The organism is Aeromonas sp. QDB03 (genome assembly GCF_027707985.1).
Classification (GTDB): Bacteria; Pseudomonadota; Gammaproteobacteria; order Enterobacterales; family Aeromonadaceae; genus Aeromonas; species Aeromonas hydrophila.
The window spans coordinates 889,008-915,118 of the sequence record NZ_JAPCJG010000001.1; the positions used below are offsets into that span (position 1 = coordinate 889,008).

General features: G+C 63.9%; 15 protein-coding genes. 14 read left to right on the forward strand and 1 reads right to left on the reverse strand.

The window, feature by feature from the left end; genetic code table 11:
• Nucleotides 1-92 precede the first annotated feature (92 nt).
• The 4 genes from PG900_RS03985 to glpC all read left to right on the forward strand — a co-directional run bounded on the left by PG900_RS03985 (nt 93) and on the right by glpC (nt 4,944).
• Nucleotides 93-548 (forward strand): YchJ family protein, encoded by a 456-nt coding sequence (locus PG900_RS03985; protein ID WP_127908180.1) that lies wholly within the window; start codon nt 93-95, stop codon nt 546-548.
• Between the two features lie 192 nt (nt 549-740).
• Nucleotides 741-2,420, forward strand: coding sequence for an anaerobic glycerol-3-phosphate dehydrogenase subunit A (gene glpA / locus PG900_RS03990; protein WP_270830959.1), 1,680 nt, complete (start codon nt 741-743; stop codon nt 2,418-2,420).
• Nucleotides 2,410-3,690 (forward strand): glycerol-3-phosphate dehydrogenase subunit GlpB, encoded by a 1,281-nt coding sequence (gene glpB / locus PG900_RS03995; protein WP_270830960.1) that lies wholly within the window; start codon nt 2,410-2,412, stop codon nt 3,688-3,690. Before glpA ends, glpB begins: the two co-directional genes overlap by 11 nt.
• 51 nt (nt 3,691-3,741) lie before the next feature.
• A complete protein-coding gene (glpC, locus tag PG900_RS04000) occupies nt 3,742-4,944 on the forward strand; it encodes an anaerobic glycerol-3-phosphate dehydrogenase subunit GlpC (protein WP_011706293.1) in 1,203 nt (400 codons plus the stop codon).
• A gap of 108 nt (nt 4,945-5,052) precedes the next feature.
• On the opposite strand, the gene PG900_RS04005 is transcribed toward glpC, so the two are convergent.
• Nucleotides 5,053-15,747, reverse strand: a complete 10,695-nt coding sequence (locus tag PG900_RS04005; protein ID WP_270830961.1) for a retention module-containing protein — start codon at nt 15,745-15,747, stop codon at nt 5,053-5,055.
• A 224-nt stretch (nt 15,748-15,971) separates the two neighbouring features.
• Here PG900_RS04005 and PG900_RS04010 point away from each other — a divergent pair, with 224 nt between their 5' ends.
• From PG900_RS04010 to pbpG, 10 genes are all read left to right on the forward strand, one after another.
• Nucleotides 15,972-16,187: a hypothetical protein gene (locus PG900_RS04010; protein ID WP_270830962.1), complete on the forward strand. Its 216-nt coding sequence runs from the start codon at nt 15,972-15,974 to the stop codon at nt 16,185-16,187.
• A 276-nt stretch (nt 16,188-16,463) separates the two neighbouring features.
• Entirely contained in the window at nt 16,464-17,909 is a 1,446-nt protein-coding gene (nrfA, locus tag PG900_RS04015) for an ammonia-forming nitrite reductase cytochrome c552 subunit (RefSeq protein WP_049048700.1), read from the forward strand.
• A gap of 51 nt (nt 17,910-17,960) precedes the next feature.
• Nucleotides 17,961-18,575: a cytochrome c nitrite reductase pentaheme subunit gene (gene nrfB, locus PG900_RS04020; protein ID WP_270830963.1), complete on the forward strand. Its 615-nt coding sequence runs from the start codon at nt 17,961-17,963 to the stop codon at nt 18,573-18,575.
• The gene (gene nrfC, locus PG900_RS04025) at nt 18,572-19,264 is read left to right on the forward strand and encodes a cytochrome c nitrite reductase Fe-S protein (RefSeq protein WP_270830964.1); all 693 of its coding nucleotides are present in this window, start codon (nt 18,572-18,574) and stop codon (nt 19,262-19,264) included. The genes nrfB and nrfC overlap by 4 nt, the downstream gene beginning before the upstream one ends.
• A gap of 87 nt (nt 19,265-19,351) precedes the next feature.
• Nucleotides 19,352-20,305, forward strand: coding sequence for a cytochrome c nitrite reductase subunit NrfD (gene nrfD / locus PG900_RS04030; protein ID WP_017409582.1), 954 nt, complete (start codon nt 19,352-19,354; stop codon nt 20,303-20,305).
• Nucleotides 20,306-20,467: 162 nt separating this feature from the next.
• Nucleotides 20,468-22,432, forward strand: coding sequence for a heme lyase NrfEFG subunit NrfE (nrfE, locus tag PG900_RS04035; RefSeq protein WP_270830965.1), 1,965 nt, complete (start codon nt 20,468-20,470; stop codon nt 22,430-22,432).
• Entirely contained in the window at nt 22,429-22,965 is a 537-nt protein-coding gene (locus tag PG900_RS04040; RefSeq protein ID WP_270799156.1) for a DsbE family thiol:disulfide interchange protein, read from the forward strand. The genes nrfE and PG900_RS04040 overlap by 4 nt, the downstream gene beginning before the upstream one ends.
• Nucleotides 22,962-24,155 carry a heme lyase NrfEFG subunit NrfF gene (gene nrfF, locus PG900_RS04045; protein ID WP_270799154.1) on the forward strand — a complete coding sequence of 398 codons (1,194 nt, stop codon included), beginning with the start codon at nt 22,962-22,964 and terminating at the stop codon, nt 24,153-24,155. The genes PG900_RS04040 and nrfF overlap by 4 nt, the downstream gene beginning before the upstream one ends.
• Nucleotides 24,156-24,292: 137 nt before the next feature.
• Nucleotides 24,293-24,748, forward strand: a complete 456-nt coding sequence (locus tag PG900_RS04050) for an NUDIX hydrolase (protein WP_270799151.1) — start codon at nt 24,293-24,295, stop codon at nt 24,746-24,748.
• 402 nt (nt 24,749-25,150) lie between these two features.
• A complete protein-coding gene (gene pbpG / locus PG900_RS04055) occupies nt 25,151-26,071 on the forward strand; it encodes a D-alanyl-D-alanine endopeptidase (protein WP_005300287.1) in 921 nt (306 codons plus the stop codon).
• Nucleotides 26,072-26,111: the final 40 nt, after the last annotated feature.

Here is a 26,111-nt window from a genome sequence, read left to right on the forward strand (position 1 = left end):
CCTACCAGACCAGTATAGGATGCTGGTCGACGGGGACCCGCTTTCGCTACAATCCCCGCCCTCTATATCTATCGACTCTGATGGCCAGACACATGAACAAATGTCCTTGCGGTTCAACTCTTTCTCTCGAATTGTGCTGTGGATCACTGCACCGGGGCGCCGCCGCCCAGACCCCGGAGCAGCTGATGCGCTCGCGCTACAGCGCCTTCGTGCTGGGATTGGGGGAGTACCTGGTGCACAGCTGGCACCCTGACTATCTAGGGGATCTGACTGCGGAGCAGCTCTCCCAGACCGACACTCAATGGGACGGGCTCGAGATCATCGCCAGCCAGGGCGGCCCCGGTGACACCCTCGGCATGGTGGAGTTCAAGGCCTGGTTCATGGAAGGTGAAGCGCGCCACTGCCTGCATGAGCGCTCCCGCTTCGTGCGCCATCAGGGGCGCTGGGTCTACACCGACGGCGAGCAGGATCCGGCGCCGCTGCGGGTGGGGCGCAACGACCCCTGCCCCTGCGGCAGCGGCAAGAAGTTCAAGAAGTGCTGCGGCTGAGCGCCGTGACTCGTGTCGACAGAGGGGGCCCAGCGGCCCCCTCTGCTGTTGCTAGAGTGTGACAACAATCACGGTTTGCTCATTAACCCCCTAAACTTGAGCGTTTGCGAACATTAACTTGGCCCATATCAAACATTTTCGCCCAGAGACAGGCCACACTGGCACCATCTGGAAGAGATGAGACGGGCAAGAATGAAAAGAATAACCACACAAGTCGTCATCATAGGGGGTGGCGCCACCGGAGCCGGCATCATGCGCGATTGCGCACTGCGCGGTATCGACTGCATCCTGCTTGAGCGCGACGACATCGCCGCCGGCACCACGGGTCGCAACCACGGCCTGCTCCACTCCGGCGCCCGCTACGCAGTGACGGATCAGGAGTCCGCCCGCGAGTGCATTCAGGAGAACCGCATCCTCAAGCGGATCGCCAGCCACTGCGTCGAGGACACCGGCGGCCTCTTCATTACCCTGCCGGAAGATGACATCAATTTTCAAAATACCTTCATGGACGCCTGCGCCCTGGCGGGCATCGACGCCCGCCAGCTGGATCCCGCCGATGCGCTGCGCCTCGAACCCAACGTCAACCCGGCGCTGATCGGCGCCATTCAGGTGCCGGACGGCACGGTCGATCCGTTCCGCCTGGCCGCCGCCAACGTGCTGGATGCCAAGGAGCACGGTGCTCGCATCTTCACCCACAGCAAGGTGCTGGGGCTGCTGCGCACCCAGGATCGGGTGCACGGGGTCAAGGCCATCAACACCCGCACCGGCGAAGCGTTCGAGGTGGAGTGCCAGGAGGTGATCAACGCCGCCGGCATCTGGGGCCAGCAGATCTGCGAGTACGCCGATCTCGGCATCCGCATGTTCCCGGCCAAAGGCTCCCTGCTCATCATGGATTACCGCATCAACCAGCTGGTGCTCAACCGCGCCCGCAAACCGGCGGACGCCGACATCCTGGTGCCGGGCGATACCATCTCCCTCATCGGCACCACGTCGAGTCGTATCGATTACCACAAGATTGACCAGCTCACCGTCGAGCCCGAAGAGGTGGAAGTACTGCTGCGCGAGGGGATCAAGCTTGCCCCCATCATGGCTCGCACCCGATTGCTGCGCGCCTACGCAGGGGTGCGCCCGCTGGTGGCGGTGGATGGCGACGACACCGGCCGCAACATCAGTCGCGGCATCGTGCTGCTGGATCACGCCGAACGTGACGGCCTCAAGGGGTTCAATACCATCACCGGCGGCAAACTGATGACCTACCGGCTGATGGCTGAATGGGCCACCGATCTGCTGGCCAAGAAGCTTGGCAACAGCAAGCCCTGCCGCACCGCCGAACTTAGCCTGCCCGGCTCGCGGGATCCGGAGAAGGTCTCCGCCCCCGGCCTCTCGGTGCCGGCCGAAGGCTCGGCCCAGTACCGCCACGGCGAGCGGGTCATCGCCTTTTTCCGCGACAATCCCAAGGCCAACGCCCTCATCTGCGAGTGCGAGATGGTCACTGCCGGCGAGATTGAATATGCCCTGCGCGAGCTGGATGTGGACAACCTGGTGGATCTGCGCCGCCGCACCCGTCTGGGCATGGGCCCCTGTCAGGGGGAGCTGTGCGCCTATCGCGCCGCCGGCCTGATGCAGGAGTACGGCAAGGCCGACGGCCGTCAGGCGTGCGTCATGCTGCGCCAGTTCCTGGAGGAGCGCTACAAGGGCACCCGGCCGGTGCTATGGGGCGATGCCCTGCGCGAAGCCGAATTTACCTACTGGATCTACGAGGGGCTGTTCGGCCTTGGCGAGTGGACGGCCCCCCACCTGGTGGCCGAGCCGCCCTTCCCGCTCGATGCCAGCACCGCAAATCCCACCAAGGAGCGCAGCCATGAAATTTGACAGCATCGTTATCGGCGGCGGCATGGCGGGCCTCTCGGCGGCCCTGCGCCTGGCCGAGGCCGGCCAGAAGACCCTGCTGATGGCCTCCGGCCAGAGCGCCCTGCACTTCTCCTCCGGCTCGGTCGATCTGCTGGAGAGCGAAGGGGATCCCCGCGCCGCCCTGCCCGCCTTCATGGCCGCCAACCCCGAGCATCCCTACAACAAGGTGGGGCTGACCCATATCGCGGCGAGCCTCGATGATCTGCAGCGCCACTGCGCCGCGCAGGGATTGCCGCTGTTTCGCCAGGAGCGCAACCACCAGCGGCTGACCCCCATCGGTACCCTCAAAGCCACCTGGCTCTCCCCCGACACCTGCGCCTGCGTGACCGACGCGCCGGCCCCCGACGCCATCCTGCTGGCCACCCTGGAGGGATTTCGCGACTTTCACCCCGAGCTCGCGGCCGCCAACCTGGCGACCCACACGCGCTTCGCCCACTGCCGCATCCTGACCGGGGAGCTCCGCCTGCCCCAGCTGGCCGAGTTCAGCCGCAATCCCCACGAGTTTCGCTCCGCCGACATCGCCCGCCTGTTCGACAAGCAGGGCAATGACCAGCGTGACCTGCTGACGGATCTGGCCCGCGAGATCAGCCGCCTGGTGCAAGAGAGCGGTGAGCCGCGCTGCCATCACCTGGTGCTGCCCGCCTGCTTGTCGCTGGGGCTGGTCGGCCCGCGCCTGGCGGAGCTGGAGCAGCGCACCGGCTGCATCATCAAGGAGGTGGCCACCATGCCGCCGTCGCTGATCGGCATGCGGATGCAGGAGGCGCTCAAGCGCCGCTTCATGGCTCTTGGCGGCACCTTCCTCACCAGCGAGCGGGTGCTGGGCGCCCGTTACGAGGGCGATCGGGTGATTGGCGTGCACAGCCAGAATGGCGACGATCAGCTGTTCGAGGCAGACCACTTCGTGCTCGCCTCCGGCAGCTTCTTCAGCCGCGGGCTGGAGTCCCGCCTGCGCGGCATTCGCGAGCCCATCTTCAACGCCGATGTGTTGAGCCTGCCCGAGCGGGACGCCTGGGCTGGCCGTCGCCTGTTCGACCACCACCCCTTCATGGGCTTCGGGGTCAAGACCGACGACAAGCTCAGAGTGCTGCGCGGTGGCAAGCCGCTCACCAACCTCTACGGCGCCGGCAGCGTGCTGGCGCACTATGACCCCATTAAAGAAGGTTCCGGCTCCGGCGTGGCCGTTGCCACCGGCTGGCAAGCTGCCGGTCACATTTTGAGTTCAGCCCAATGATGATTTTGTCCCATATCCCGTGCCTTCACACCCAACGGGAGGAGAACTGACATGCTACTGGATCATGCCAACCAAACCTTCGATCAGTGCATCAAATGCACCGTCTGTACCGCCTACTGCCCGGTGGCCAAGGCCAACCCGGCCTACCCTGGCCCCAAGCAGGCGGGCCCGGATGGCGAGCGGCTGCGCATCAAGAGCCCGGAGCTCTTTGACAGCGCCCTCAAGTACTGCACCAACTGCAAGCGCTGCGAAGTGGCCTGCCCGAGCGGGGTGCGCATCGGCGACATCATCGCCAAGGCCAAGCACCAGTACAGCGGCTTCAAGCCGGGGATCCGCGAGTTCGTGCTCTCCCACACCGATCTGATGGGCAGCATGTCCACCCTGATGGCTCCGGTGGTCAACTTCACCACCGGCCTCAAGCCGATGAAGCTGGTGCTGGACAAGGCGCTGGGGGTCTCCTCCCACCGCGACCTGCCCAAATACTCCCAGGGCACCTTCCGCGGCTGGTACAAGAAGCAGAAAGCGAGTCAGGCCCGCTTCGAGCGCCAGATCGCCTACTTCCACGGCTGCTACGTCAACTACAACCACCCGCAGCTCGGCAAGGAGCTGGTGCAGGTGCTCAACGCCATGAACATCGGCGTCCAGCTGCTGGAGCGGGAGAAGTGCTGCGGCGTGCCGCTGATTGCCAACGGCTTCATGGACAAGGCCAAGCAGCAGGCGGCCTTCAACATCAAGCAGTTGGAGAACACCCTGCTCGGCAACGAGATGCCACTGCTGGCCACCTCCTCCACCTGCGGCTTCACCCTGCGCGACGAATATCCCCACCTGCTGGAGCAGGACAACCACAAGGTGCGCGATCGCATCTCGCTGGTGACCCGCTTCCTGTGGAACGAGTTCTACAAGGGCAACAAGCCGGCGATGAAGCCGCTCAATCTGCACATCGCCTACCACACCCCCTGCCACATGGAGAAGATGGGGGGCGTCATCTATACCCTCGAGCTGCTGCGCGCCATCCCAGGGGTCAAGGTGACGGTGCTGGACTCCCAGTGCTGCGGCATCGCCGGCACCTACGGCTTCAAGTCGGAGAACTACCAGACCAGTCAGGCCATCGGCGAAGGGCTGTTTGATCAGATAAACCGGCTCAAGCCCGATCTGGTCATCACCGACTGCGAAACCTGCAAATGGCAGATCGAGATGAGCACGCCGTTCCCTTGTGAACACCCCATCCACCTGCTGGCCCGGGCCCTGGCCTGATCCCCTTGCAATGCCGGGCCAGATCGCCCTGGCAAAGGGGCCGATAAGCAAGCACCAGATAGAAAAAGAGCCGGCAATTGCCGGCTCTTTTTATTCACATCCGCCCCATCAGGGGTGCTGGATGATCAGGCTGTGCTGATCCAGCATGCTCTGCAGGATGTCGTGGGACGAGGTACTGCCAAGCTGCCAACTGCTCAAGTCCACCCCTTTCAGGGTGATCTGCTGGGTCACCTGGCCATCCCCTGCCGGCGACACCGAGAGGCTCACGTCGCTCAGGCCGTTGCTCACGCTGGTCACCGACGCCTGCAGGTGGCCCAGCAGGCCGTCCACGCTGCTGTCGGTCACCCCCTTGAGCAGGTCCGCCAGATCGATCCTATCCCCCTCTTCCGGATGGAAGTCGGTGATGGTGTCGATGGCGGGCTGGCCCGCGCTCCCCGCATCCCCCTGCTGCCAGACGAAGAGATCGCTGCCGGCGCCGCCGGTGAGGATGTCGTCACCCTTGCCACCCAGCAGACGATCATCCCCCGCGCTGCCAAACAACCAATCTCCCTGATCCGAACCCAGCAGCGTATGACCGGCCTGGGTATGGATGGTCACGGTATCGAGGGGGGAGCTGATGGTGGCCCCCCCTGTACTCGACTCCGCGCTCAGCCCCAGCACATGGTCTCCCGCCGTCAGACCGTCCAGGTAGAGCGGCAGCGAGTGGCCACCCGGAATGAGCCAGTCACCGTTGCCGTCGGCATGGCCGACCGGCAGCCCCTGCTCATCCAGCACCTGGGCCCCCGCCAGGCCGCTGATGCGCAACGACAGCTCGCCCGGTGCCGGGTTCACCACGCTGGCGGTCAGATTGAGGGGCACCATGGTGCCCTGCAGGGCATGGATCTCGTGCATCCCCACCGTCAGGCTCGGCAGATCCGGTTCGGCCGTCACCGTGATGGTCACCTGGTCGGTGTCGCTCAAGGGCCCGCCTGCACCGCTGTTGCCCTGATCCGAGGTGGTGATGGTGAGGTTGTCCTCGCCCCAGAAATCCCTGGCCGGTTCATAGTGCAGGTTGCCGGCCAGCAGCTGGTTGAGATCGGCCAGCGATCCCACCAGGGTCATCTCGTTGCTGCCCGCTCCCTGTACCGAGACCGCGCCCGCCGCCCCCAGCAGGGTCAGCACCCCGTGCTCGACCCGCAGCACCATGGCCATGGGCGCACTGCCGGCATCCACATCCTTCACGCTGATGACGGATAGCGACAGAGAGCCATCCTCTTTCACCGTCATGCTGCCGGGCAGCTGATTGACCGGCGCATCGTTGACCGGCAGCACCTCGATGGGCACCACGTCGGTGTCGCTCAAGGGGCCGCCGCTGCCGGTGTTGCCGCGATCATTGGTCACCATGGTGAGCTGATCCTGGCCGTTGAAGTCCTGCTCACCCAGATAGGTCACGCCGCCCGCCAGCAATGCATTGATGGCATCGAGCGAGCCGCTCAGCACCAGCGAGCCCGTACCGTTGCCGGTCAGGCTTACCCCGCTGCCATCCGCCAGAGTGAGGGTGCCGTGGCCAACCGAGAGACGCACCTCTATGGTGCTGTTGCCCGCATCCACATCCTTGACCTGCAGGCCATCAATGCGATAAGGCACATCCTCTTCGGCCACCAGCGGCACCGTGGGCAGAATATTCTCGGGCGCGTCGTTGACCGCCGCTATGGTGACATCGATGTTGCCCTTCACCTCGGGCCCCAGCGCGCCGTTGTCCAGGCTCTGGGCGATCACCTCGAGTGTGAGGGTGCCATTGACGTCGTTGGTCACCAGCACCAGATTTGCCAGGTTGCCACCCACCGTGGTCACCTGCCAGTCGCCGTTCGGCAGTCTGATGGCCTCACCGGCTACCCCGTCAGGCAGGGCGATGGAGGCCCCTTCCGGCACGTTGCGGAGGGTCACCCGCACCTGCTCGGCGCCATTTTCATGCACGTTGCTCGCGCTCCCGCCGGTGGCCTGGGTATCGCGGGTCTCCAGCCCCAGATTGAGCAGGATCCTGTCCCCCTCCACCCCGCTGGCGGTGGGCAGCAGATCGCTGATGAGCGCATCCCCCACCGGATTGACGGTCACGGTGAAGCTGCCGCTGGTTTCAAGGGGAATGGTGAGTCCCTTATCGAGGGTAAAGGCGCTGAGTGACAGATCCACGCTGCCGCTGAAATCGGCCGGCGGGATCAGGGTCAGCTTGGCAAAATCGGTGCCCACGGGAACCTGCCAGACACCGCCGCCATTGTTGACCGCCGGAGCCGAAAGAGTGAAACCATCCGGTACCCCCTTGATCTGCAGCGCCACTATCTGCTCGGAGCCATCGTTGTCGATGAGGGCGGCACCAAAGCCAGCCAGGCTGATGGCGCCATCCTCGTCGCCCGCCACGTCGTGCAGCGTGAGCACAGCCGGGTCGTTGACCGGTCTCACCTCAAAGCCGACCTGCCCGCTCCAGCTGCCGCTGTCGGTCACCAGCTGGCCACCGACCAGCGCGGTATCGAGGATATCGACCTGGATGTCGAGCGGCACCTGACCGCTGAAGTGCTCCTTGGGCACAAACACCAGATCTTTGAGCGCCGCCATGTCGTTCACGATCAGGGTATTGACCGGCTGGCCGCTGTCATCAAGGAAATAGCCATATTTTGCATCCACCGTGATGGTGACCCGCTCCACGGTTTCGAGGCCGCCGCCCGCGATGGAGGGGCTGATGTCGGCCAGTTTCACCGAGAGATCGAGGTGGATCTCGCTGTCTTCCAGATTGTCCGGCTGCCTGTCATGGTTGGTGTCCTGCACGGTCAGCGTCAGCTCCGGGTGGCCGTCAGCGCCACCATTCACATCGACCACGGGGGCCACATCGACCCGTACCGTGCTGCTGTCGACCTTGATATCGCCACTGGCGGTATCCGTGTTGACCACCTTCACCTCGATATTGAGCGAGCCGGCAAAGTCCTGCGGCAAGCCGAGGGTCAGCCCTTCGAGGCCCGCCAGTGACGGCGGCACCTTGATGACGTACTCACCGGTCGAGATGTTGTACTCGGCCCCGCTGATGGTCACCCCCGCCGGCAGCCCCTTGAGGACTATGGTCACCTCGTCGCTGGCCTGATCGGCGGCGCCGATATGGATCACCTCCTTGAGCTGGGCGCCGAAATCGACCCGGATATCCTCCTTGCCCACCAGCACGGCGTGGTCGTCGATATCGACGGTCGCCGCCGGCTCCTTGTTGGTCGTCGGCGTCGCCTCGAAGGTCGCCTCCGTGGTGAGGCTCACCTTGACATGGGCACTGGCATCGCCATCGTCGCCCCGGTCGATCACCATGGCATCGATGCGGATCGGTTGAACCTTGCCGACAAACCCGTCCGGCGCATGCAGCTGGAAGCTGCCGAGATTGCCGGCCGGTACGATCCAGCTGCCATCACCGTTGTTGATGCCGCCGATCACCACGAACTGATCCCCTGCGCCGCCGTTCAACACCGGCAGGTTGATCACCAGATAGTCGATCTCCTCCACGCTGGAGGGGTCGAGATCGGTAAAGAGGAAACGCCCTGCCAGATCGATATCGGCGCCCCCCTGCCCCACGAGTGCGCCGCCGGTCTGGGTCAACACGCCATCGGGCTCCACCACCGCCTGGATATCGACGTGCAGGTTGCCGTCGATCACCTTCTCGGCCACCGCCCCCGAATCCACATCATGCTGGGTCACGGTGACGTGGCTCTGGAGAGTGGTATCCCGATCGCTGTCCTCCGGCGCCTTCACCAGCAATTGCCCCCCGTTGAGCAGGCTGTCGAGCTGGGCGGCGGTCAGGGTGAGCTTGCCATCCACCACGGTCAGCTGGCTCTCCACGCCGCCGGCACGCAGCCAGATCTGGTAGCCATCTTCCACCCCGGAGAGACTCAGCGCCGTGACCTTTTCGGCGCCATCGGTGAGGGTCGGCTGCCAGTCCAGCACGGTAAACGTATCTTCCAGACCCTGGCTGGTCTTGGCGTAGTCGGTGGCATCGATGGCCGGCTCCACCTTGATGGTGAGCGGCACATCGAAGCGCTTGCTGTCGCCGTCGTTTTCGGTCACCACCACGTGGCCGATGAGGTGAATATCGGCGGTGCTGTTGGCCGGCGGCTGGATCTGCAGGTTGCCAAGGCTGGACACGTCCACCTGATAGAGGGGGCTGCCCTTGCCGTCGAGCCCGGCAAACGTGAGGGTCAACGCCTTGCCGCTGGCATCAAATACCTGGGCCCCTTCCGGCAACCCTTCCAGCACCAGGTTCAAGGTTTCCGAATGATCCAGCGGGGTGTCGGTCCACTCCCCAGAGGTCAGCTTGAAGTCCAGCGGGGCCCGGCCATCCTCCTGAACCGTGGTGGTGTAGCCATTGCCATCGGCGGTCCAGCCGGAGGTATTGAGGTCGAAGTGGGGCTCGTCCACCACCCCCACCAGATCCACATGCAGGGTCTGGGAGCCGGTCTCCTTCTCGTTCACCACGATGTGGGTCTGACCATTGGCATCGGTCAGGGTGGCGCTGTCCTTGACCACCCCCTTGATGGTCAGATCGAAATCGACGTTGCTGTTTTTCGGCGGCAGCAACTTGAGTTCGTTGATGCGCTCAAAGGGCACCTCGTAATAGCCGGCAGCATGCTGGCTGACCGCAACGCCGCTCAACAGCAGCGTTGCCCCGGCGGGCAGGCCGCTGATGCGCACAAAGCGCTGCTCGGAGCCATCGGTGGTGTCACCCAGGTGAGCCAGGCCAATCTTGCTGCCCAGATCCAGCAGGGTGTCCTCTTTGCCCTGAATGTCGCGCACGGTGAGTTTGGCGTCATCCGCCTGCGGATTGACGTTGATCACCAGCTCAATCTTCTCTCCCTGCGCCGTTCCCTGCCCCGGTGCTACCGGGGTCTTCTCCGTGCTGATCGGGGTCACCGACAGCTTGATGTCGCCGCTGAAATCCTTGGCCGGAACCACGGTCACCTTGTTGATGTTGGCGGCCGAGACGCTGTAGAGCCCGCTGGCGTTTGGCTTGATCTCAGCCCCGTTGAGCATCAGCGTGCCCTTGCCCGCCTCCCACTTGATCTGGTAGCTCAGGGTCTCGGAGCCATCCGTATCGGTGAGGCCCGCTTTCACATTGAGCTTGATGCCGCTGCTGTCCTCGCTGGTGTCGTAGTGCGGGCTGGTGTGACCGCCATCCCACACCGGCTTGTCGGCCACGCCGCGTACCGTGATGGCCAGATCGCCGGTGACCGCCGCCGGGGCATCCCCCTCGGTCACCCCCACCTGCAACTGCACCTGGAAGTGCAGCGGCTGGCCCTGGTTGCTCCAGATAGACCAGTTGGCATCCGGCACAAAGGTCACCCCCTGGGCGCTGTAGTGCACGTTATCGCTGGTGACCATGGCCGCTGGCGGGACGATAAACCAGTTGCCATCCGCGGTGGTGGCAAGGGCAACCCCGTTGTAATAGAAGGTGCCATGGGCATTGGCCGGTGCCTGAACAAGGAGCTGCTCCACATGCTCGCCCCGGTCGAAATCGCCGATATCGAGCTGCATGTTGATGGGGATGCCGGCGGCCGGATCCTGCGCCCCCTGATCTTCGTTGCCGGTAGCCGCAGTGACGGTGAAGCTCACCGGCTCGTCCCGCAGATGAAGGGTCAGGGTGCTGTCGGCCCGATCACCGTCGCCATCCACCAGATGGGCGGTGATGATCTGACTCAGCTCGGCATTGTCGTGATCAAAGCCGGGTGCCGGCGTGAAACGGTAGCTGCCATCGGCCAAGATAGTGAGAGAGCCCATCACCTGCTTGCCATCCGGGCTCATCACGTCCTGGGTGAGGGAGCCATTGACGGCATGGATCTGGCCATTGATGGTGATCGACTCGACCCGGGCGCCATCAGCCCCTTCGTTGACGGCTGGCAGCAGATCGCCGCTGACGGTGGCGCTCCCCTCATTCAGGGTATGCGCCAGCACGGTGCCAATGGGCATGTCATCCTGCACCGTCACGGTCACGCTGACATTGGGGCTGCGATCGCCATCGTGATCGGTGACAAAGAGCGGCACCTCGATGGCAAGATCATCTTTACCCTGCACGCCGTGATCGAGCTGCCCCACCAGATAGACGCTGTAGCTGCCACTGACATCGAGGTGGATCCAGAAAACCGCCTTGCCACCCTCTGCAGTGGCCAGGTACCAGTTCGGGCTGTGGGCGGCCAGCGTCACCACCTGACCGTTGGAGGTCAGCTGGTTGGCCTGATTGAAGGCGGCCACGTCGAGCTCAAGGGAGGCAACCCGATCCGAACCGGCGCTGATGGTCACCTTGCCGCTGGCGGTTTCACCCCGATCGGAGGGCATGGTGCCCGGATGCTGGCCGGCAACGCCATCGAGGGCAGACTCCTTCACCGCAACCGCGTCGATGGCAGAGATGACGGGATCCACACCATCCGCCACCCTGATGGTGGTGGCGCCCTGGCTCTGGCTGCCATCGCTGTCGGTCACCTGCACCGGCAGTGTCAGCTCAAGCTGGTCATCGGCGCCGTGATCCAGGTTGGTATGCACCGTCACCTGGTAATCGATGGTCGCGCTGGTATGAGCGCTTATGGTCGCCGGCATCTGCCCCAGAGTCACCGTCATCACCACCAGGCCGCCGGCCGTGACCGCCTGGAAGCTGTGGCCATCGCTGCCCACCGCCTGCCAGGTCAAGGCCTCGCCATTGTGGGTGATGGGGTTGCCGTTGGCGTCCACCACCTGACCCGCAAAGGCCAGACGCACATCGACCACGGGGTCGGAATCGGCGGTGATGGTGATCGTGCCGGTAGCGTGCTGGTCATCCGCAGTCTGGTTGTTGGCGGCCCCATCAAAGCGCCCTTCGCCGAGGGTCACGCCGGTCAGCGTCAGCGTCGGTTTCTCTCCTTCACCAATCTGGATAGCGAGGGTGCCGCTGGTGCTGTCGTTGTTACCGCCCGCCTTGTCGTAGTCGTTGACGATCACCTTGATGGGCAACTCGGTCACGGCGTTGGCGCCCTGATGGAGCCCCTGATAGAGGGTCACCTGATAGTCAAAACCGTTCTCGCCCGCCTGATCCAGCGTGCCGACCAGTCGTACCTCAAACACCTCGACCCGTTGGCCATCGACCAACACAAAGCCCTTGAGCAGCTGGCTGCCGGGAATGGCGCTGTTGCCATCAACCAGCTCGTATCGCACGGGTTTACCCAATGCGGTCAGCGCAGGTTGTTCGTTAGCATCCGCAAAGGCCACCTCGACGACCCGATCCGACCCGGCTTGCACGTCAAAGTGACCGGTTTGACTCAGACTGTTGTTGCCGGTGAGCCCCCCTTCATCCAGGGTCACGCCAGTGCCCGGGATAAAGCTCGGCGCCTTGCCATCCGCGATGGTGAGCGGCAGCGTGGTACCGATGCGATCGCCATCCATGTCGGCCAGAGTGACCGCCAGCGGCAGGTTGAGGGATTCGATCCCTTGATGATCCAGCTCGCCCGTCAGGGTCACCCTGGCGCTCACGCTCCAGTTGCCGCTTTGCTCGATCAGGCTCAGCTCGGCGTGCAGGATCTCGCGGCCATCCGCCGTGGTGCCGACCAGCTGGCCGTTGGCATCGAGGGAGAAGCTGATCAGGCTGCCGTGACTGGTGAGTCCGGTCAGGGTGCTCTGGATGGTGGCGATGTCAAAACCGAGGGAGGCAGGGTCGAGAGCATCGCTGCCGTGGGTCACCACGAAGCTCATGGTGCTGACCGCGGCCGCCTCCCCTTGCGCCATCTCAGTGATGGCGGTGCCGGTGACGGCGGAGATGGTCGGGTTGGCGCCATCACCTACCGCCACGGTAATAGTGGAAGAGACCTTGTCGCCATCGCTGTCGGTCAGGGTCAGCCCCGCCGTCAGCAGCGCATCCGCACTGCCCTGATCTAGCGGCTGATGCAGAGTAAAGCCATATTTGCCGTCACTCCCCAGAGTCAGGGTAAAGACCAGCTGGCCATCGGGGGTACGCCCCTCGATGAGGTGATCGGCCACCGTGACCGTCACGCTCTGCTGGCCCGAGCTGAGCCCCTGCAGGCCCGGCTGGCTGGCATCAAACGCGATGCTCACCAGCGGGTCGCTGCCCGCGGTGATGGCAAGCTCGCCGCCAAGGGTCTGGCCCAGCTGCCAGTCGCTGTCTTCGGTGAGGGTCAGGGAAACAGGGTCAACTTGCGGCAAGACGCCGTCGATGATGGTGATGTTGAGGATGCCGAGGTTGCTCTGGTCCCCGTCAAAATCGCGGCCCACCACCTGCAGGCCCAGCTTGATGCTGTCGGTGGCCACCGGCTGATCCAGCACGCCGTTGAGCTCAAGATGGTACTTGCCATCGAGATCCAGGGTGACGGTCAAGATGCCCTTGCCCTCTGCGTCCAGCAGGGTGAGGAGATTGCCGTTCACCTGATAGCTGGTCGGCTTGCCGCCGCTGGTGAGCCCTGCAAGCGCCGGCTGGCTTGCCTCAAAGGTGAGAGAGACCAGTCGATCGCTGCCTACCGTGACCGGCAGCTGACCATCGATGCTCTGGTTGTCCCCCTCTTGCAGCGAGACCCCCTTGTCCAGACCGAGCGAAGGATCACTGCCGTCGTCGATGGTCAGAGTCAGGTTGGCGCTGGTGGCGTCGCCATCAATCTCGTTGGCGCTCACCTGCAACCCCAGCGAGAGGCGGTCGCTGCTCTGATGATCGAGCGGGCCGGTGAGGGTGACTACCACCCGGCCGCCCACATCGCTGCCCTGCTGTTCGGCCAGCAGCTGGGCGCGCAACACCTCAACCCGCTGACCATTGCTGCCCGGGTAGTAGCACAGCAGGGTGCGATCATCGGCAAATTCGAAGACAAGCGGATGGCCATCGCTGGCCAGACCCGAGCCATTGAGGGTCGCCAGGGTGTCGCTCTGATTGCTGAACACCAGCGAGTCGGCCAGCAGGGGATCGGCGGTGTGGCCAACCACGAAGCGGCTCTCCCCGACCACGGCGGCGCCGTTGGTAACGTTATCTTCGGTGAGGGTGATGGCCGGGATCTCGAAGCTCGGTGGATTGCTGTCCAGCAGATTGATCACCAGCGGCGCTGTCACCAGATCACCGTCGCTGTCGCTGTATTCGAGGTTGAACGGCAGGCGCAGTCTATCCTGGCCGTGATCCAGGCTCTGACTCCAGACGATGCGATAGCTGCCGTCATTGCCAAGGGTCAGGGTGAAGACAGTCGCCCCACCGGCAGTGGCGGTCAGGGTCTGGCCATTCACGGAGTAGCCAAGCGGCGCGCCCTGGCTGGCCAGCCCCAGCCCTGCCAATGCACTCTGATCGGCGGCGAAGGTGACCTGCAGATTGCCATCGATGCCGGCACCGGTATTGAGGCTGCCGGTCGCCGTGACCGGGCCATCGGCCAGTCCGGCTTCGGACAGCGTGAGCGTCTCGCTCTGGCCGATCAGCGGCGCCCCGTCCAAGGCCGAGTTGCCCGCCAGATCGGTGACGCTGGCGCGCACCTCAAAAGATTGCGTGATGCCAGAGAGATCAAGACCTGATACCTGCCAGCGGCCATCGGCCCCCACCGGTGCGGAGGTTGTGAGCAGCGCCTGCCCGTTGCTGTCAACCAGGGTGATGGTGACACTCTGACCCGCTTCCACATTGGCGGTGGTGCCGCTCAAGGTGGCATTGCCGTTGCCAAAAAGAGCTGCCGCGTCGAGATCATCGATGTCGATGGCGGCCTGGGTATCGACCTCAATGGTGAGGATGTCGCTGGCCCGGTTGCCGGCGATATCCACCGAGTCGACCCGAAAATCATGCGCCCCGTCTGCCAGCGTATCGGGCAGCTGATATTGCCAGTTGCCGTTGCCATCGACGGTAAGAGTGGCGAGCAGCTTGCCGGCAAGGGACAGGGTGACGGTGGCGCCGGGCTCCCCCTTGCCCTGCAGCAGCGGGGTATTGTCTCGGGTCAGATCATCGCTCTGGCTGGCGCCGGTGTCGCTCTCATCGGCGAGATCGAGGGTGATGGTGGTGATGGTATCGAGCAGGGTCTGGCCCAGATCGCTGGCCCGGTTGCCGGCGGCATCCTGGGTATCGGCCTGAATGATGAGAGGGCCGTCCACCAGCTTGCCGGTGAGGTCGCCAAAGCTGGCCTCCCAGACCAGACCGGGCAGCACCACAGTAGTGACGGTGAGCCGGTTGCCATCCTGATCCAGCAGGGTGACGGTGACCGGCTGGCCGACTTCCACATCCTCCACGGTGCCGCGGATGATGACGCCGGTCGCCTCGTCGGCGTTGATGATGTTGTCGCTGGTCTGCGGCTCGGTGATGGTGATGGCGGCAAACAGATCCCGCTCCCCTTCCAGCAGCGGCTCATCACCCCGGGGCATGTCGGCGTGATCCGTATCGAAGCCGGCCTCGGCCAGGGTGGCGTCATTGGTGCGATCGACCACCACGAAGCCCCCCGAGCTGGAACCGGCCACGCCGCCAATCGTGCCGCCTGCCGCCGGGTTGCCGGCAGCGCTCGCCTCGAACTGGGCGGTGGGGTCGGTGCCTGCGCGGATCGCCGCCTGCAGGGCGGCCAGCTCGCTGTCGCCACCGCTTGTCGGCTCGACTGGCTGCGCGGTGGACGACGCCACCTCGACCGCAGCCTCCTCCTGATGGGCGAGCTCGACGGTGTCGGCCAGCTGGTAGCCGCCCCCCTCGCCGCTCAGGATCCGGTCGCCCGGTTGCAACAAGACGCCGGCCCTGGCGCGCACTACGGTGCCATCGTCATGAATGACGAAGACGGTTCCCTCCAGTTGAGTCATGACGGTGGGTTTTTCGATACGCAGCTCGGCCATACAACCTCCAGCAAATATTGAGCGGGCCCGGTGCCAAGTCGGGTCATTTTGTGAGCGCTCATTTTATCGACATATCACTGGTGGATCCCCCCATAATTTCGACAGAAAATGTGCCATCCAAGCCATTCCATACGCTTTTTTGCACGTAAAACGTTTCCCTTTCGAGACAAGATTCCATATGAAGATGATCTGGCAGGATCCCTTCCTGCGCGGACGGATCCAGTATGGCAAAAGGTGACGCAGCCGCCGCAGTCCCCCTGATTGAATCCGGAAATCAGGGGATCATCATGGCTCCCTTCCCTGAATTCAATAATGCATATCTATTCAAAATAAATTTTCTACCCCTAAATAAATACGGCTCGCGCCATTTGACGCACATTCCCTTGCGGGACGCGGGCTGGCGGGCCATGGCCGCCAGGGTACGTGGTGCACCGCATTAACAATGATGCAATAAGTTGAGTTTCCTCATAATTTAACCGGGATCTCATTTCCGCTTGTTGCCTGCTCCGACAATTGATCTAGCGCAATCCCGCTCCCGATAAATCATCATTCGTTTTACCCATTTGGTAATATCCAGCTCGAGCAATCGCATAAATACATGGGTTTTATTCACTAATAACAATTAATCGGCCTGCCTGCTCCTGCCTAGTGCGGGGGCTGATGCCCACATCCAGGATGGAACGGTCAGGCTTGGCAATGAGATCGATTTGGGAGTGATGATCGTGAGTTCACACAACAGACAGACCAGGCTGGGCCTCGCCGCCCTGCTGCTTACCACCTGCCTTGGCACCAGCGGCTGGGCACAGGCGGCCGACGAGGCACAACCCAAGGGCAAGATCGAGGCGCGCAGCGAGCTGTTCGCCAAGGATCACGCCGATCAGTTCACCAGCTGGAAAGGCACCAGCGAGAGCAAGGAGCGCACCGATGCCCTGGCGGAAGATCCGCAGATGGTGGTGCTCTGGGCCGGCTACCCCTTCTCCAAGGATTACAACAAGCCGCGCGGCCACTTCTATGCGCTGACCGACGTGCGGGAAACCCTACGCACCGGCGCCCCCAAAACTGCCGAAGACGGTCCGCTGCCCATGGCCTGCTGGAGCTGCAAAGGCCCGGACGTGGCCCGCGTCATCGACGAGAAGGGTGAGGATGGTTACTTCAAGGGGATGTGGGCAAAAGGCGGCCCCGAGATCGTCAACACCATCGGCTGCGCCGACTGCCACGACACCGCCTCGAAAGAGTTCAAGGAGGGGAAACCCGCCCTGCACCTCTCCCGTCCCTATGCCGACCGGGCCATGACCGCCATCGGCAAGCCCTTCAAGGAGCAGGGGCGTTTCGATCAGCAGTCCCAGGTGTGCGGCCAGTGCCACGTGGAGTACTACTTCAGCGGCCCGACCAAGGCGGTGAAATTTCCCTGGGACAAGGGCACCACAGTTGAGCAAATGGAGCAGTATTACGATGAAATAGGCTTTGCCGACTGGACCCATGCCCTCTCCAAGACCCCCATGCTCAAAGCCCAGCACCCCGAGTACGAGACCTGGCGCGCCGGCATTCACGGCCAGAACAACGTCGCCTGCGTCGACTGCCACATGCCCAAGGTGCAGAACGAACAGGGCAAGGTCTACACCGATCACAAGGTAGGCAACCCCTTCGATCGCTTCGACCAGACCTGCCGCAACTGCCACACCCAGAGCAAAGAGATGCTGCAAGGGGTAGTCAAGCAGCGCAAGGATGCCGTCACCGAGATCAAGCTCAAAGTCGAGAAGCAGCTGGTGCACGCCCACTTTGAAGCCAAGGCCGCCTGGGATGCCGGCGCCACCGAGGCCGAGATGAAGGACATCCTGCAGGACATCCGTCACGCCCAATGGCGCTGGGACTTCTCCATCGCCTCCCACGGGGTGCAGATGCACGCCCCGGAAGTGGCGCTGCGCATGCTGGGAACCGCCCTGGACAAGGCCGCCGATGCCCGCACCAAGCTGGCACGTCTGCTGGCCGCCAAGGGGATCAGCCACGAAATCGCCATTCCTGACATCTCCAGCAAGGAGAAGGCCCAGGCCGCTCTTGGCATGGACATGAAGCAGATGAACAGCGACAAGGCCCAGTTCCTCAAGACCACAGTCCCCGCCTGGGATGCCGAGGCCAAAGCGGCCGGACGGCTCGCACAATGACGAGGCATGCGGGCCCGCAGTGTCGGGCCCGCAGCCGGATGGAGGCTTCCTATGGGTGATTTAACGATGGATTTCTTACGACTGATGCTGATGGCAGCCATGCTGCTGACCAGCCTGCAGGGCCAGGCCGCCGATGCGGCCGGCGCGCCTGCGGCCCTCCCCGCCACACCTGTCTCTGCCACACATGAGGTGGAATTTTTGCGCAATCCCGATGCCGCCTGTACCGACTGCCACAAGGAGCAGGCATACGGCATGCACGGCAAGCACGGCCAGGCGACCAACCCCAACAACCTGGCGCCGGTCACCTGCACCAACTGCCATGGTCAGCCCTCCCCCAAACACAGGGAAGGGGTCAAGGATGTGATGCGCTTTAGCGACAGCTTCAATGACAAACAGAGTACCGAGAGCTACCCCATCGCCGAGCAGAACGGGGTCTGTATGAGCTGTCACGAACCCAAACCGCTGCGCGAGGCGCTCTGGGCCCACGACGTGCACGCCACCAAGCTCACCTGCACCAGCTGCCACCAGCTGCACCCGGCCAAGGAGCCCATGGTGGCTATTCCGGAGAAGTCCCGCATCAAGCTCTGCGTCGACTGCCACAGCAAGCAGCATGAGGCCGTCAAGGCGGCCAAGACGAACACCACCTCGGGCAAGGAGGCACAATGAGCTGCTCTCGCCGTCACTTCATGGCGGGGATGAGCGCGGGGGCCCTCATCATGATGACGGGGGCTGCTCGTGCCAACACCCGCTCCCTTGCCACCACCCTCGCCCACAGTCAGACCATCGACGGGATCCGCTACGGCATGATCCACGACGAGACGGCCTGCATCGGCTGTACCGCCTGCATGGATGCCTGCCGGGAGGTCAATCAGGTGCCAGAGGGGGTCTCGCGCCTCGAGATCATCCGCTCCGGCCCCATCGGCACCTTCCCCGATGCCGAGTACCACTTCTTTCGCAAGTCCTGCCAGCACTGCGACAACGCGCCCTGCGTACACGTCTGCCCGACCGGTGCCTCCCATATCCGCAAGGAGGATGGCATCGTCGACGTCAACCCGGATCTCTGCGTTGGCTGCATGTACTGTCTGGCCGCCTGCCCCTATCAGGTGCGCTTTATCAACCCTGTGACCAAGGTGGCGGACAAGTGCGACTTTTGCCGCAAGACCAACCTGGCGGCGGGCAAGGAGCCGGCCTGCGTGGAATCCTGTCCCACCAAGGCGCTGGTGTTCGGCAATCTGGATGACCCGGACAGCCCTATCGCCAAACGGCTGGTGAAGGAGACCACCTATCGCTACAAGCAGACACTCGGCACCTCGCCCAAGATGTACCGCGTGCCCAAAGGGGAGATAAAGTCATGACGATGCAAGAGGCATTTCACTTCCCTTCCCTCGTGTGGGGATTTGTCCGATCGCCATCTACCGCAGTAACAGAAGGAGGAATGGATCATGTTGCATGACGCATTTCACTTCTCCTCGCTGGTGTGGGACTGGCCCATCGCCATCTATCTCTTTCTGCTCGGCATCTCCGCCGGGGCCACCACCCTCTCGGTGCTGCTGCGCCGCAAGGGGGCCGGCAGCGAGAGCGGCATCATCAAGGCGACCGCCATTCTGGCGCCGGTGAGCGTGGTGCTGGGGTTACTGATCCTTATCTTCCACCTGGCCCGCCCCTGGACCTTCTGGAAGCTGATGTTCCACTATCAGTTCGACTCCGTGATGTCCATGGGGGTCATGCTGTTCCAGGTCTACATGGCGGTGCTGTTCGCCTGGCTGGCGGTGGTGTTTCGCTCCGAGATCGAGACCTTGCGCCGTCACCTGCTGCAAGAGAAGTTCGCCTTTGTGGATGATCTCATCGCTTGGCTTGCCCGCATCGAGCGGCTGCTGGCGCCGCTCTTGTTGCTGCTTGCCGTGCTGTTGGGGGCCTACACCGGCTTTCTGCTCTCCGCGCTCAAGACCTATCCGCTCTTGAACAACCCGGTGCTGCCGGTGCTGTTCCTCATCTCCGGCGTCAGCTCCGGCATCGCCTCCACCATCTTGCTGGCGGTCACCCTGTTCAAGGAGAACCATCACAGCCAGGGGGTGAGCTTTGTTCACCGCTTCGAGCGGCCAGTGCTGGCGGTGGAGGTGTTGCTGCTGGTCTGCTTCTTTACCGGCCTCTACTTCGGTGGTGGCCAGAAGGAGGCCGCCATGTGGGCCGCCATCGGCAGCGGCTTCTGGGCTCAGGTGTTCTGGCTTGGGGTGGTGGGCATCGGCATGCTGCTGCCCCAGTTGCTGGCCCTGCTGGCTCCCGCACCGCTGCGGGCCAAAAACGGCTATCTGGTGCTGGTCTGCAGCCTGACCCTGGTGGGGATCCTGCTGCTGCGCTACTTCGTGCTTTATGCCGGTCAAATGACTGTCGTATAACGGTATGATCACCAGCGCCAGCCACCCTCGGGTGACTGGCGCTTATTTGTTGCGATGAGATGTTGCGATTGATTGTTGCCAGAAATGTGGATGTTATCCCCCAGCGCCGGTACGGTGCCGACGCTTCGGCATAACATAGACGAATGATTGACTGGAGGTTGTGTGCTGGCGGAGCTCGGCTATCTCTCACTGTTGCTGGCGACCGGGCTCGCCCTGCTGCAAGGCACCCTGCCCTGGCTGGGGCTGCGGCTCGCCTCACGGCCGCTGCTCGGCTGCGCAACACCGCTGGCCCTCCTGGTCGCGCTCCTGCTGTTGGCCGCCCTGCTGCTGCTCGCCAGCTGTTTTGGCCAGGATGACTTCACCCTGGTCTATGTGGCCCAGCACGCCAACAGCGCCCTACCCCTTGGCTTCAAGCTAGCGGCCGTGTGGGGCGGCCACGAGGGCTCCATGCTGTTCTTTGTGTTTGCGCTGGGGCTGTGGGGCGCGCTGGTGGCCCTTTGCTCCAGGCGGGTCGATCCGCTGATCACCGTTCGGGTGCTGGCCATCATGGGATTGATCGTCGGGTTGTTCGCCCTCTACACCCTGATCTTCTCCAGTCCGTTTGACAGGCAGTTCCCGGGGCCACCGGAGGGGCGCGATCTCAACCCCATGCTGCAGGATATCGGCCTTATCATTCACCCGCCGCTGCTCTACCTCGGCTATGTCGGCTTTGCGGTCAACTTCGCCTTCGCCATGGCGGCGCTCCATTCGGGCAGGCTCGACGGCGCCGTGGCCCACTGGAGCCGCCCCTGGGCGCTCGGCTCCTGGATTTTTCTCACCGCCGGTATCGTGCTCGGCTCCTGGTGGGCCTATTACGAACTCGGCTGGGGCGGCTGGTGGTTCTGGGATCCGGTGGAAAACGCCTCCCTGCTGCCCTGGCTGCTGGGCACGGCCCTGCTCCACGCCCTGATCGTCTGCGAGCGGCGCGGCGCCTACGGCCACGGCGTGTTACTGCTCTCCATCTTCACCTTCTCGTTAAGCCTGCTCGGCACCTTTGTGGTGCGCTCCGGCGTGCTCACCTCGGTGCACGCCTTCGCGGTAGATCCCAACCGCGGCCTCACCCTGTTGCTGCTGCTCGGTCTTCTGCTCACCACGGCGCTCACCCTGTTCGCACTGCGGGCCGATACCCGCGCCCCCTACGCCCGCTTCGGCTTACTGTCAAAAGAGGGGCTGCTGGGCGCCGCCATACTGCTGCTGTCGGTAGCCTGCGCCTGCGTGCTGCTCGGCACCTTCTACCCCATGGTGTTCCAGTCGCTGCATCTGGGGTCGCTCTCGGTGGGTGCCCCCTATTTCAATACCATCTTCGTGCCGCTGGCCCTCTGCATGATGGCGCTGATGACCCAGCTGCCGCGCCTGCGCTGGCAACATCTGGCAGCCCAACGCCGCATCAAGGTGCTGCTCCCATGCCTGTTCGGCCTGCTGGGGGGCACCTTGCTAAGCCTCGCCTACCCCGAGCCGCTGCGGGCCGGCTGGCTGGGGCTTGCGGCCAACGTGCTGAGCCTCTGGCTGATTGCCAGCCTGCTGCTCCCTCTCTTGCAACCAACGTCGCTGCGCGAGCTCACCCTTAACCGGCTCGGCAGCCTGCTGGCCCACCTCGGGGTGGCGGTGTGCGCCCTCGGCATCGCCCAGGTGAGCCACCATTCGCTCGAGGGGGGCACAGTGCTCAGTCCGGATACGCCCTACCGGCTCGGCGCCCATGAATTTCGCTATGAGGGGAGCGAGCCGGTGATCGGCCCCAACTATACCGCCGAGCGCATCACGCTTAGCGTGCATAAGGACGGTAAAGAGGTGGCGCGGCTGACGCCGGAGCGGCGCCACTACAGCGTGCGCACCATGAACATGAACGAACCGGGCATCGCGTGGGGGCTGTTGGGCGATCTCTATGTGGTGCTCGGCGAGAAGATGGGGCCAGATGCCTATGCCATGCGGCTGCACTACAAGCCGCTGGTGCGCTGGATCTGGCTCGGCGGCCTGCTGATGATGGCGGGCGGCGCCCTGCGTTTGCTGGGGCGCAAGCCATTGCTGGCAGCCCAACCGCAGACCGCTGCACATCAAGTCGCGGGCTTGCTCCCCAAGGAGGCACCATGAGAGCCCGCCTGCGCCTCTTCATGCCGCTGCTGCTGACCCTGTGCCTCGGCGTCCTGCTCTGGCTGGGGCTTGGCAACAACCCCTACAGTCAGGATGAGGCGACCCTGGGCCGCAGTTTGCCGGCCTGGCAAAGCGAGAGTTTGTTTGGCGGCGACCCCATCCATACCGAGGCGCTCAAGGGGGAGCCCTTCGTGCTCAACGTCTGGGCCAGCTGGTGCCCCAACTGCCGCGCCGAGCACCCGCTGCTCGCCGAGCTGGCCAAGACAGTGCCCCTTTATGGCCTCAACTACAGAGACAAGGGCGATGCTGCCCGCGCCTGGCTTGAGGAGGCAGGCAACCCCTATCGCGCCGTGCTGGCGGATCTGGACGGCAAGTTGGCGCTGGAGCTCGGCGTCTACGGCACGCCCGAAACCTATCTGTTTGCCGCCGATGGCACCCTGCTCACCCGCCATACGGGTCTCTTGAGCACGGATATCTGGCAGCGCCAGTTTGTGCCAAAGCTCAAGGCCGCCCGCCAGGAGGGCAAACTATGAAGGGCTTCATCATCCTCTGCGCCCTGCTGGTACTCGGCGTGCCCCTGAGCCAGGGCGCCCTGGCCAGCGGCGTCGACACCTATCAGTTCCAGCACCCCGAGTTGCAGAGCCACGCCCAGGATCTCGCCCGCGCCCTGCGTTGCCCCCAGTGCCAGAACCAGAACCTGGTGGAGTCCAACTCCCCCATCGCCCGGGATCTGAGGCTCGAGGTCTACCGCTGGGTGGATGAGGGGCAGAGCGACGAACAGGTGATCGCCCGCATGACCAGCCGCTTTGGCGACTTCGTGCGCTACGATCCCCCCTTCAAGGCCAGCACGGCGCTGCTGTGGGGGGGGCCAGCCCTCTTGCTGTTGCTGGCGCTCAATCGCCTGCGCAGGAGCCTGCATCGCCGGCAACCGGCGCGGGTGCCGCTTGTCGGCTACAGAGCCGAGAGGGTGCTCGCCCACGACCCCAGAGCCGAGCTGAACCGGCTGATCATGGCCGAGCAGCAGGCGGGGCTTGCCCCCCACAGCCGCCTCTACCGGGAGCTGGAGCTGGCCCGCCTCGCCAACGCCACCCCACCTGCCGAACAGGCCCTGCGCGAGCGGCTGGTCAGGGACCGCACCGCCCGTCCGCTGCCCTGGCTGCGCTCATGGATACTGCTTGGGGCCCTGCTGCTGGCGCTGATGGCCGGCATTTATGCCGGCACCGGCCGCTATCAGGCGTGGCTGGCTTATCAGTCGCGCCCCGATCCGCTGGCGGGATTGAGCCCGCGGGATCTGCAGGACAAGGAGCTGGGCGCCCTGCACCAGCGTCTGCAAACCAACCCCGCCGATCTCGACGGCTGGGCGGCGCTCGGCCAGCTCTATCTCTATCGGGACGAGTACGCCAACGCCCTGCTCGCCTACCAGCGCCTCGCCCTGCAAGAGGGGGGCGCCAGCGCGGCGACCCAGGCCGCCCAGGCTACCGTGCTCTACTACCAGGCAGGCCAGCAGCTCACCCCGGAGGCGCTACGTCTGCTTGATAGCGCGCTCAAGCAGGACAAGGGCGAGGTGAGCGCCCTGATGCTGCTCGCCTCCGATCACTTCCTGCACGGCCGCTACTCCCAGGCCATCGCCCTCTGGCAGCAGTTGCTGGACGAGGAACGCCCCCGCATCAATCGGGCCGCGCTGATCGAGGCGATCCAGACCGCCCGCATGATGGGAGGCTGACCGGACGTGTGACTGGGGCTGAATGCCCCTGTCACGTTGGGCCCGCACAAGCGCCGCCGGCAGGGAAATCACTTGCCAAGATCCCGTCTGCGGCCGAACAATAGGCGTCTATTGAACCTTTTTATGGAGCCTATCCCATGATCCCCATTCGCTGTCACACCGTCTCCGGCGTTGCGCTCTCCACCATCCGGGGCGAGACCCGGTTGCTGATGATGAAACGGGTCAAGGGCGGCTTCTGGTGTCATGTGGCGGGCACGGTCGAGGCGGGGGAAACCGGTTGGCAGACCATAGTGCGCGAATTTCGCGAGGAGACCGGCATCGCCGTGCACGAACTCTACAACGGCCAGTATCTGGAGCAGTTTTACGACCACGCCACCAACACCGTCGGTCTGGTGCCGGTGTTCGTGGTCTACTGCCCGCCAACGCAGGCGGTGACCCTCAATCACGAGCACACCGAGTACCGCTGGTGCAGCCTGGCCGAGGCCAAGGCACTGGCGGGCTTCCCCGGCCAGCAGGCACTCTATGATCACCTCTGGCACTACTTTGTCGAAAATAGCCCCTCGGCGCTGATGCGGGTGGCCATGACACCATAGCGGGGGCATGCCAAGAGCCCTACCCTTATCCCCTTGATCCTGTGATGATCCACATCCGGCCATGGCGGCCATCAGCACATGTTGCCGCCCCTGATCAGGCCGTTTTCAGCAAAGATGATCACCCAGAATGAGCGAGAGGAAGGAAACAAGCAGCAGAGAGAGGTAAAAAAGTCACTATCTGGCGGCCAGGGGGCGCCGCCAGCCGCGCGCCGCGACCAGGTTCCCCACTCCTGCCCACCCCATCATTACTCGTATGAAGCCACCCATAGCCGCCATTACCGTTACTTCAAGGTGCGCCATCCCATAAAATTGAAATATCGGGCCATTAGACGTTGTGAAGCGTCAATTACCGTCATATAACTTAGCCAAATATCCCTGTCAGCCGTACGGTAGCGTCAAATCATGATTACTCGCCCTTTTCTTACCCTGTTGCTCGGTGCCTTCCTTGTTCCCGTCAGCATGGAGAGCGCCCAGGCCAATCCGTTTTCAGCCCAGTCTCACTCCCCCAACAGCTTTCTGGAGCAGCGCAACGATCTGGCGCTGAGCTCAGCCGCCTTCGTGGTGGCCAACCCGCGCACCGGTGAAGTGCTGTCGGAGCGCAACGCCAACCGGGTGATGCCGATAGCCTCCATCACCAAGTTGATGACGGCGCTGGTGGTGCTCGATGCCAATCAGCGGCTCTCCGAGATGCTGACCGTTACCATGGCCGACGTGGACAGACTCAAGGGCACCGGGTCGCGGCTGGCGGTGGGCTCGCGCCTGAGCCGGGCCGACATGCTGCATATCGCCCTGATGTCGTCGGAAAACCGCGCCGCGTCGGCGCTGGCCAGAAACTACCCCGGTGGCCAGCGTGCCTTCATCGAGGCGATGAACGCCAAGGCCCGCATGCTCGGCATGTGGAGCACCCAGTTCTCCGACAGTACCGGGCTCACCCCTCGCAACGTCTCCAGCGCCCACGATCTCGCCAAGCTGGTGGCGGCGGCATCCACCTATCCGCTTATTCGCCAGTACTCCTCCACCGAGGAGCGCATGGTGCGCAACGGCAAGCGCCAGCTGCACTACCTCAACTCCAACCGGCTGGTGCGCGAAGGGAGCTGGCCCATCTCCCTCTCCAAGACCGGCTATATCCGCGAGGCGGGTCGCTGCCTGGTGATGGCCACCCAGATCAACCGCGAGCCGGTGATCATGGTGCTGCTCAATGCCGACACTCCCAACGCCCGGGTGGCCGATGCCAAACGGATCAAATCCTGGCTGGAGACTTCCGGTCGCATGAGCCTGACCGCCCAGTCCAGCCCCCAGACCAAGCTGTTCAGCAGCCAGTAACGCGCCCGGCGATCATCGTCAAAAAAGCCCCCGCACCTAG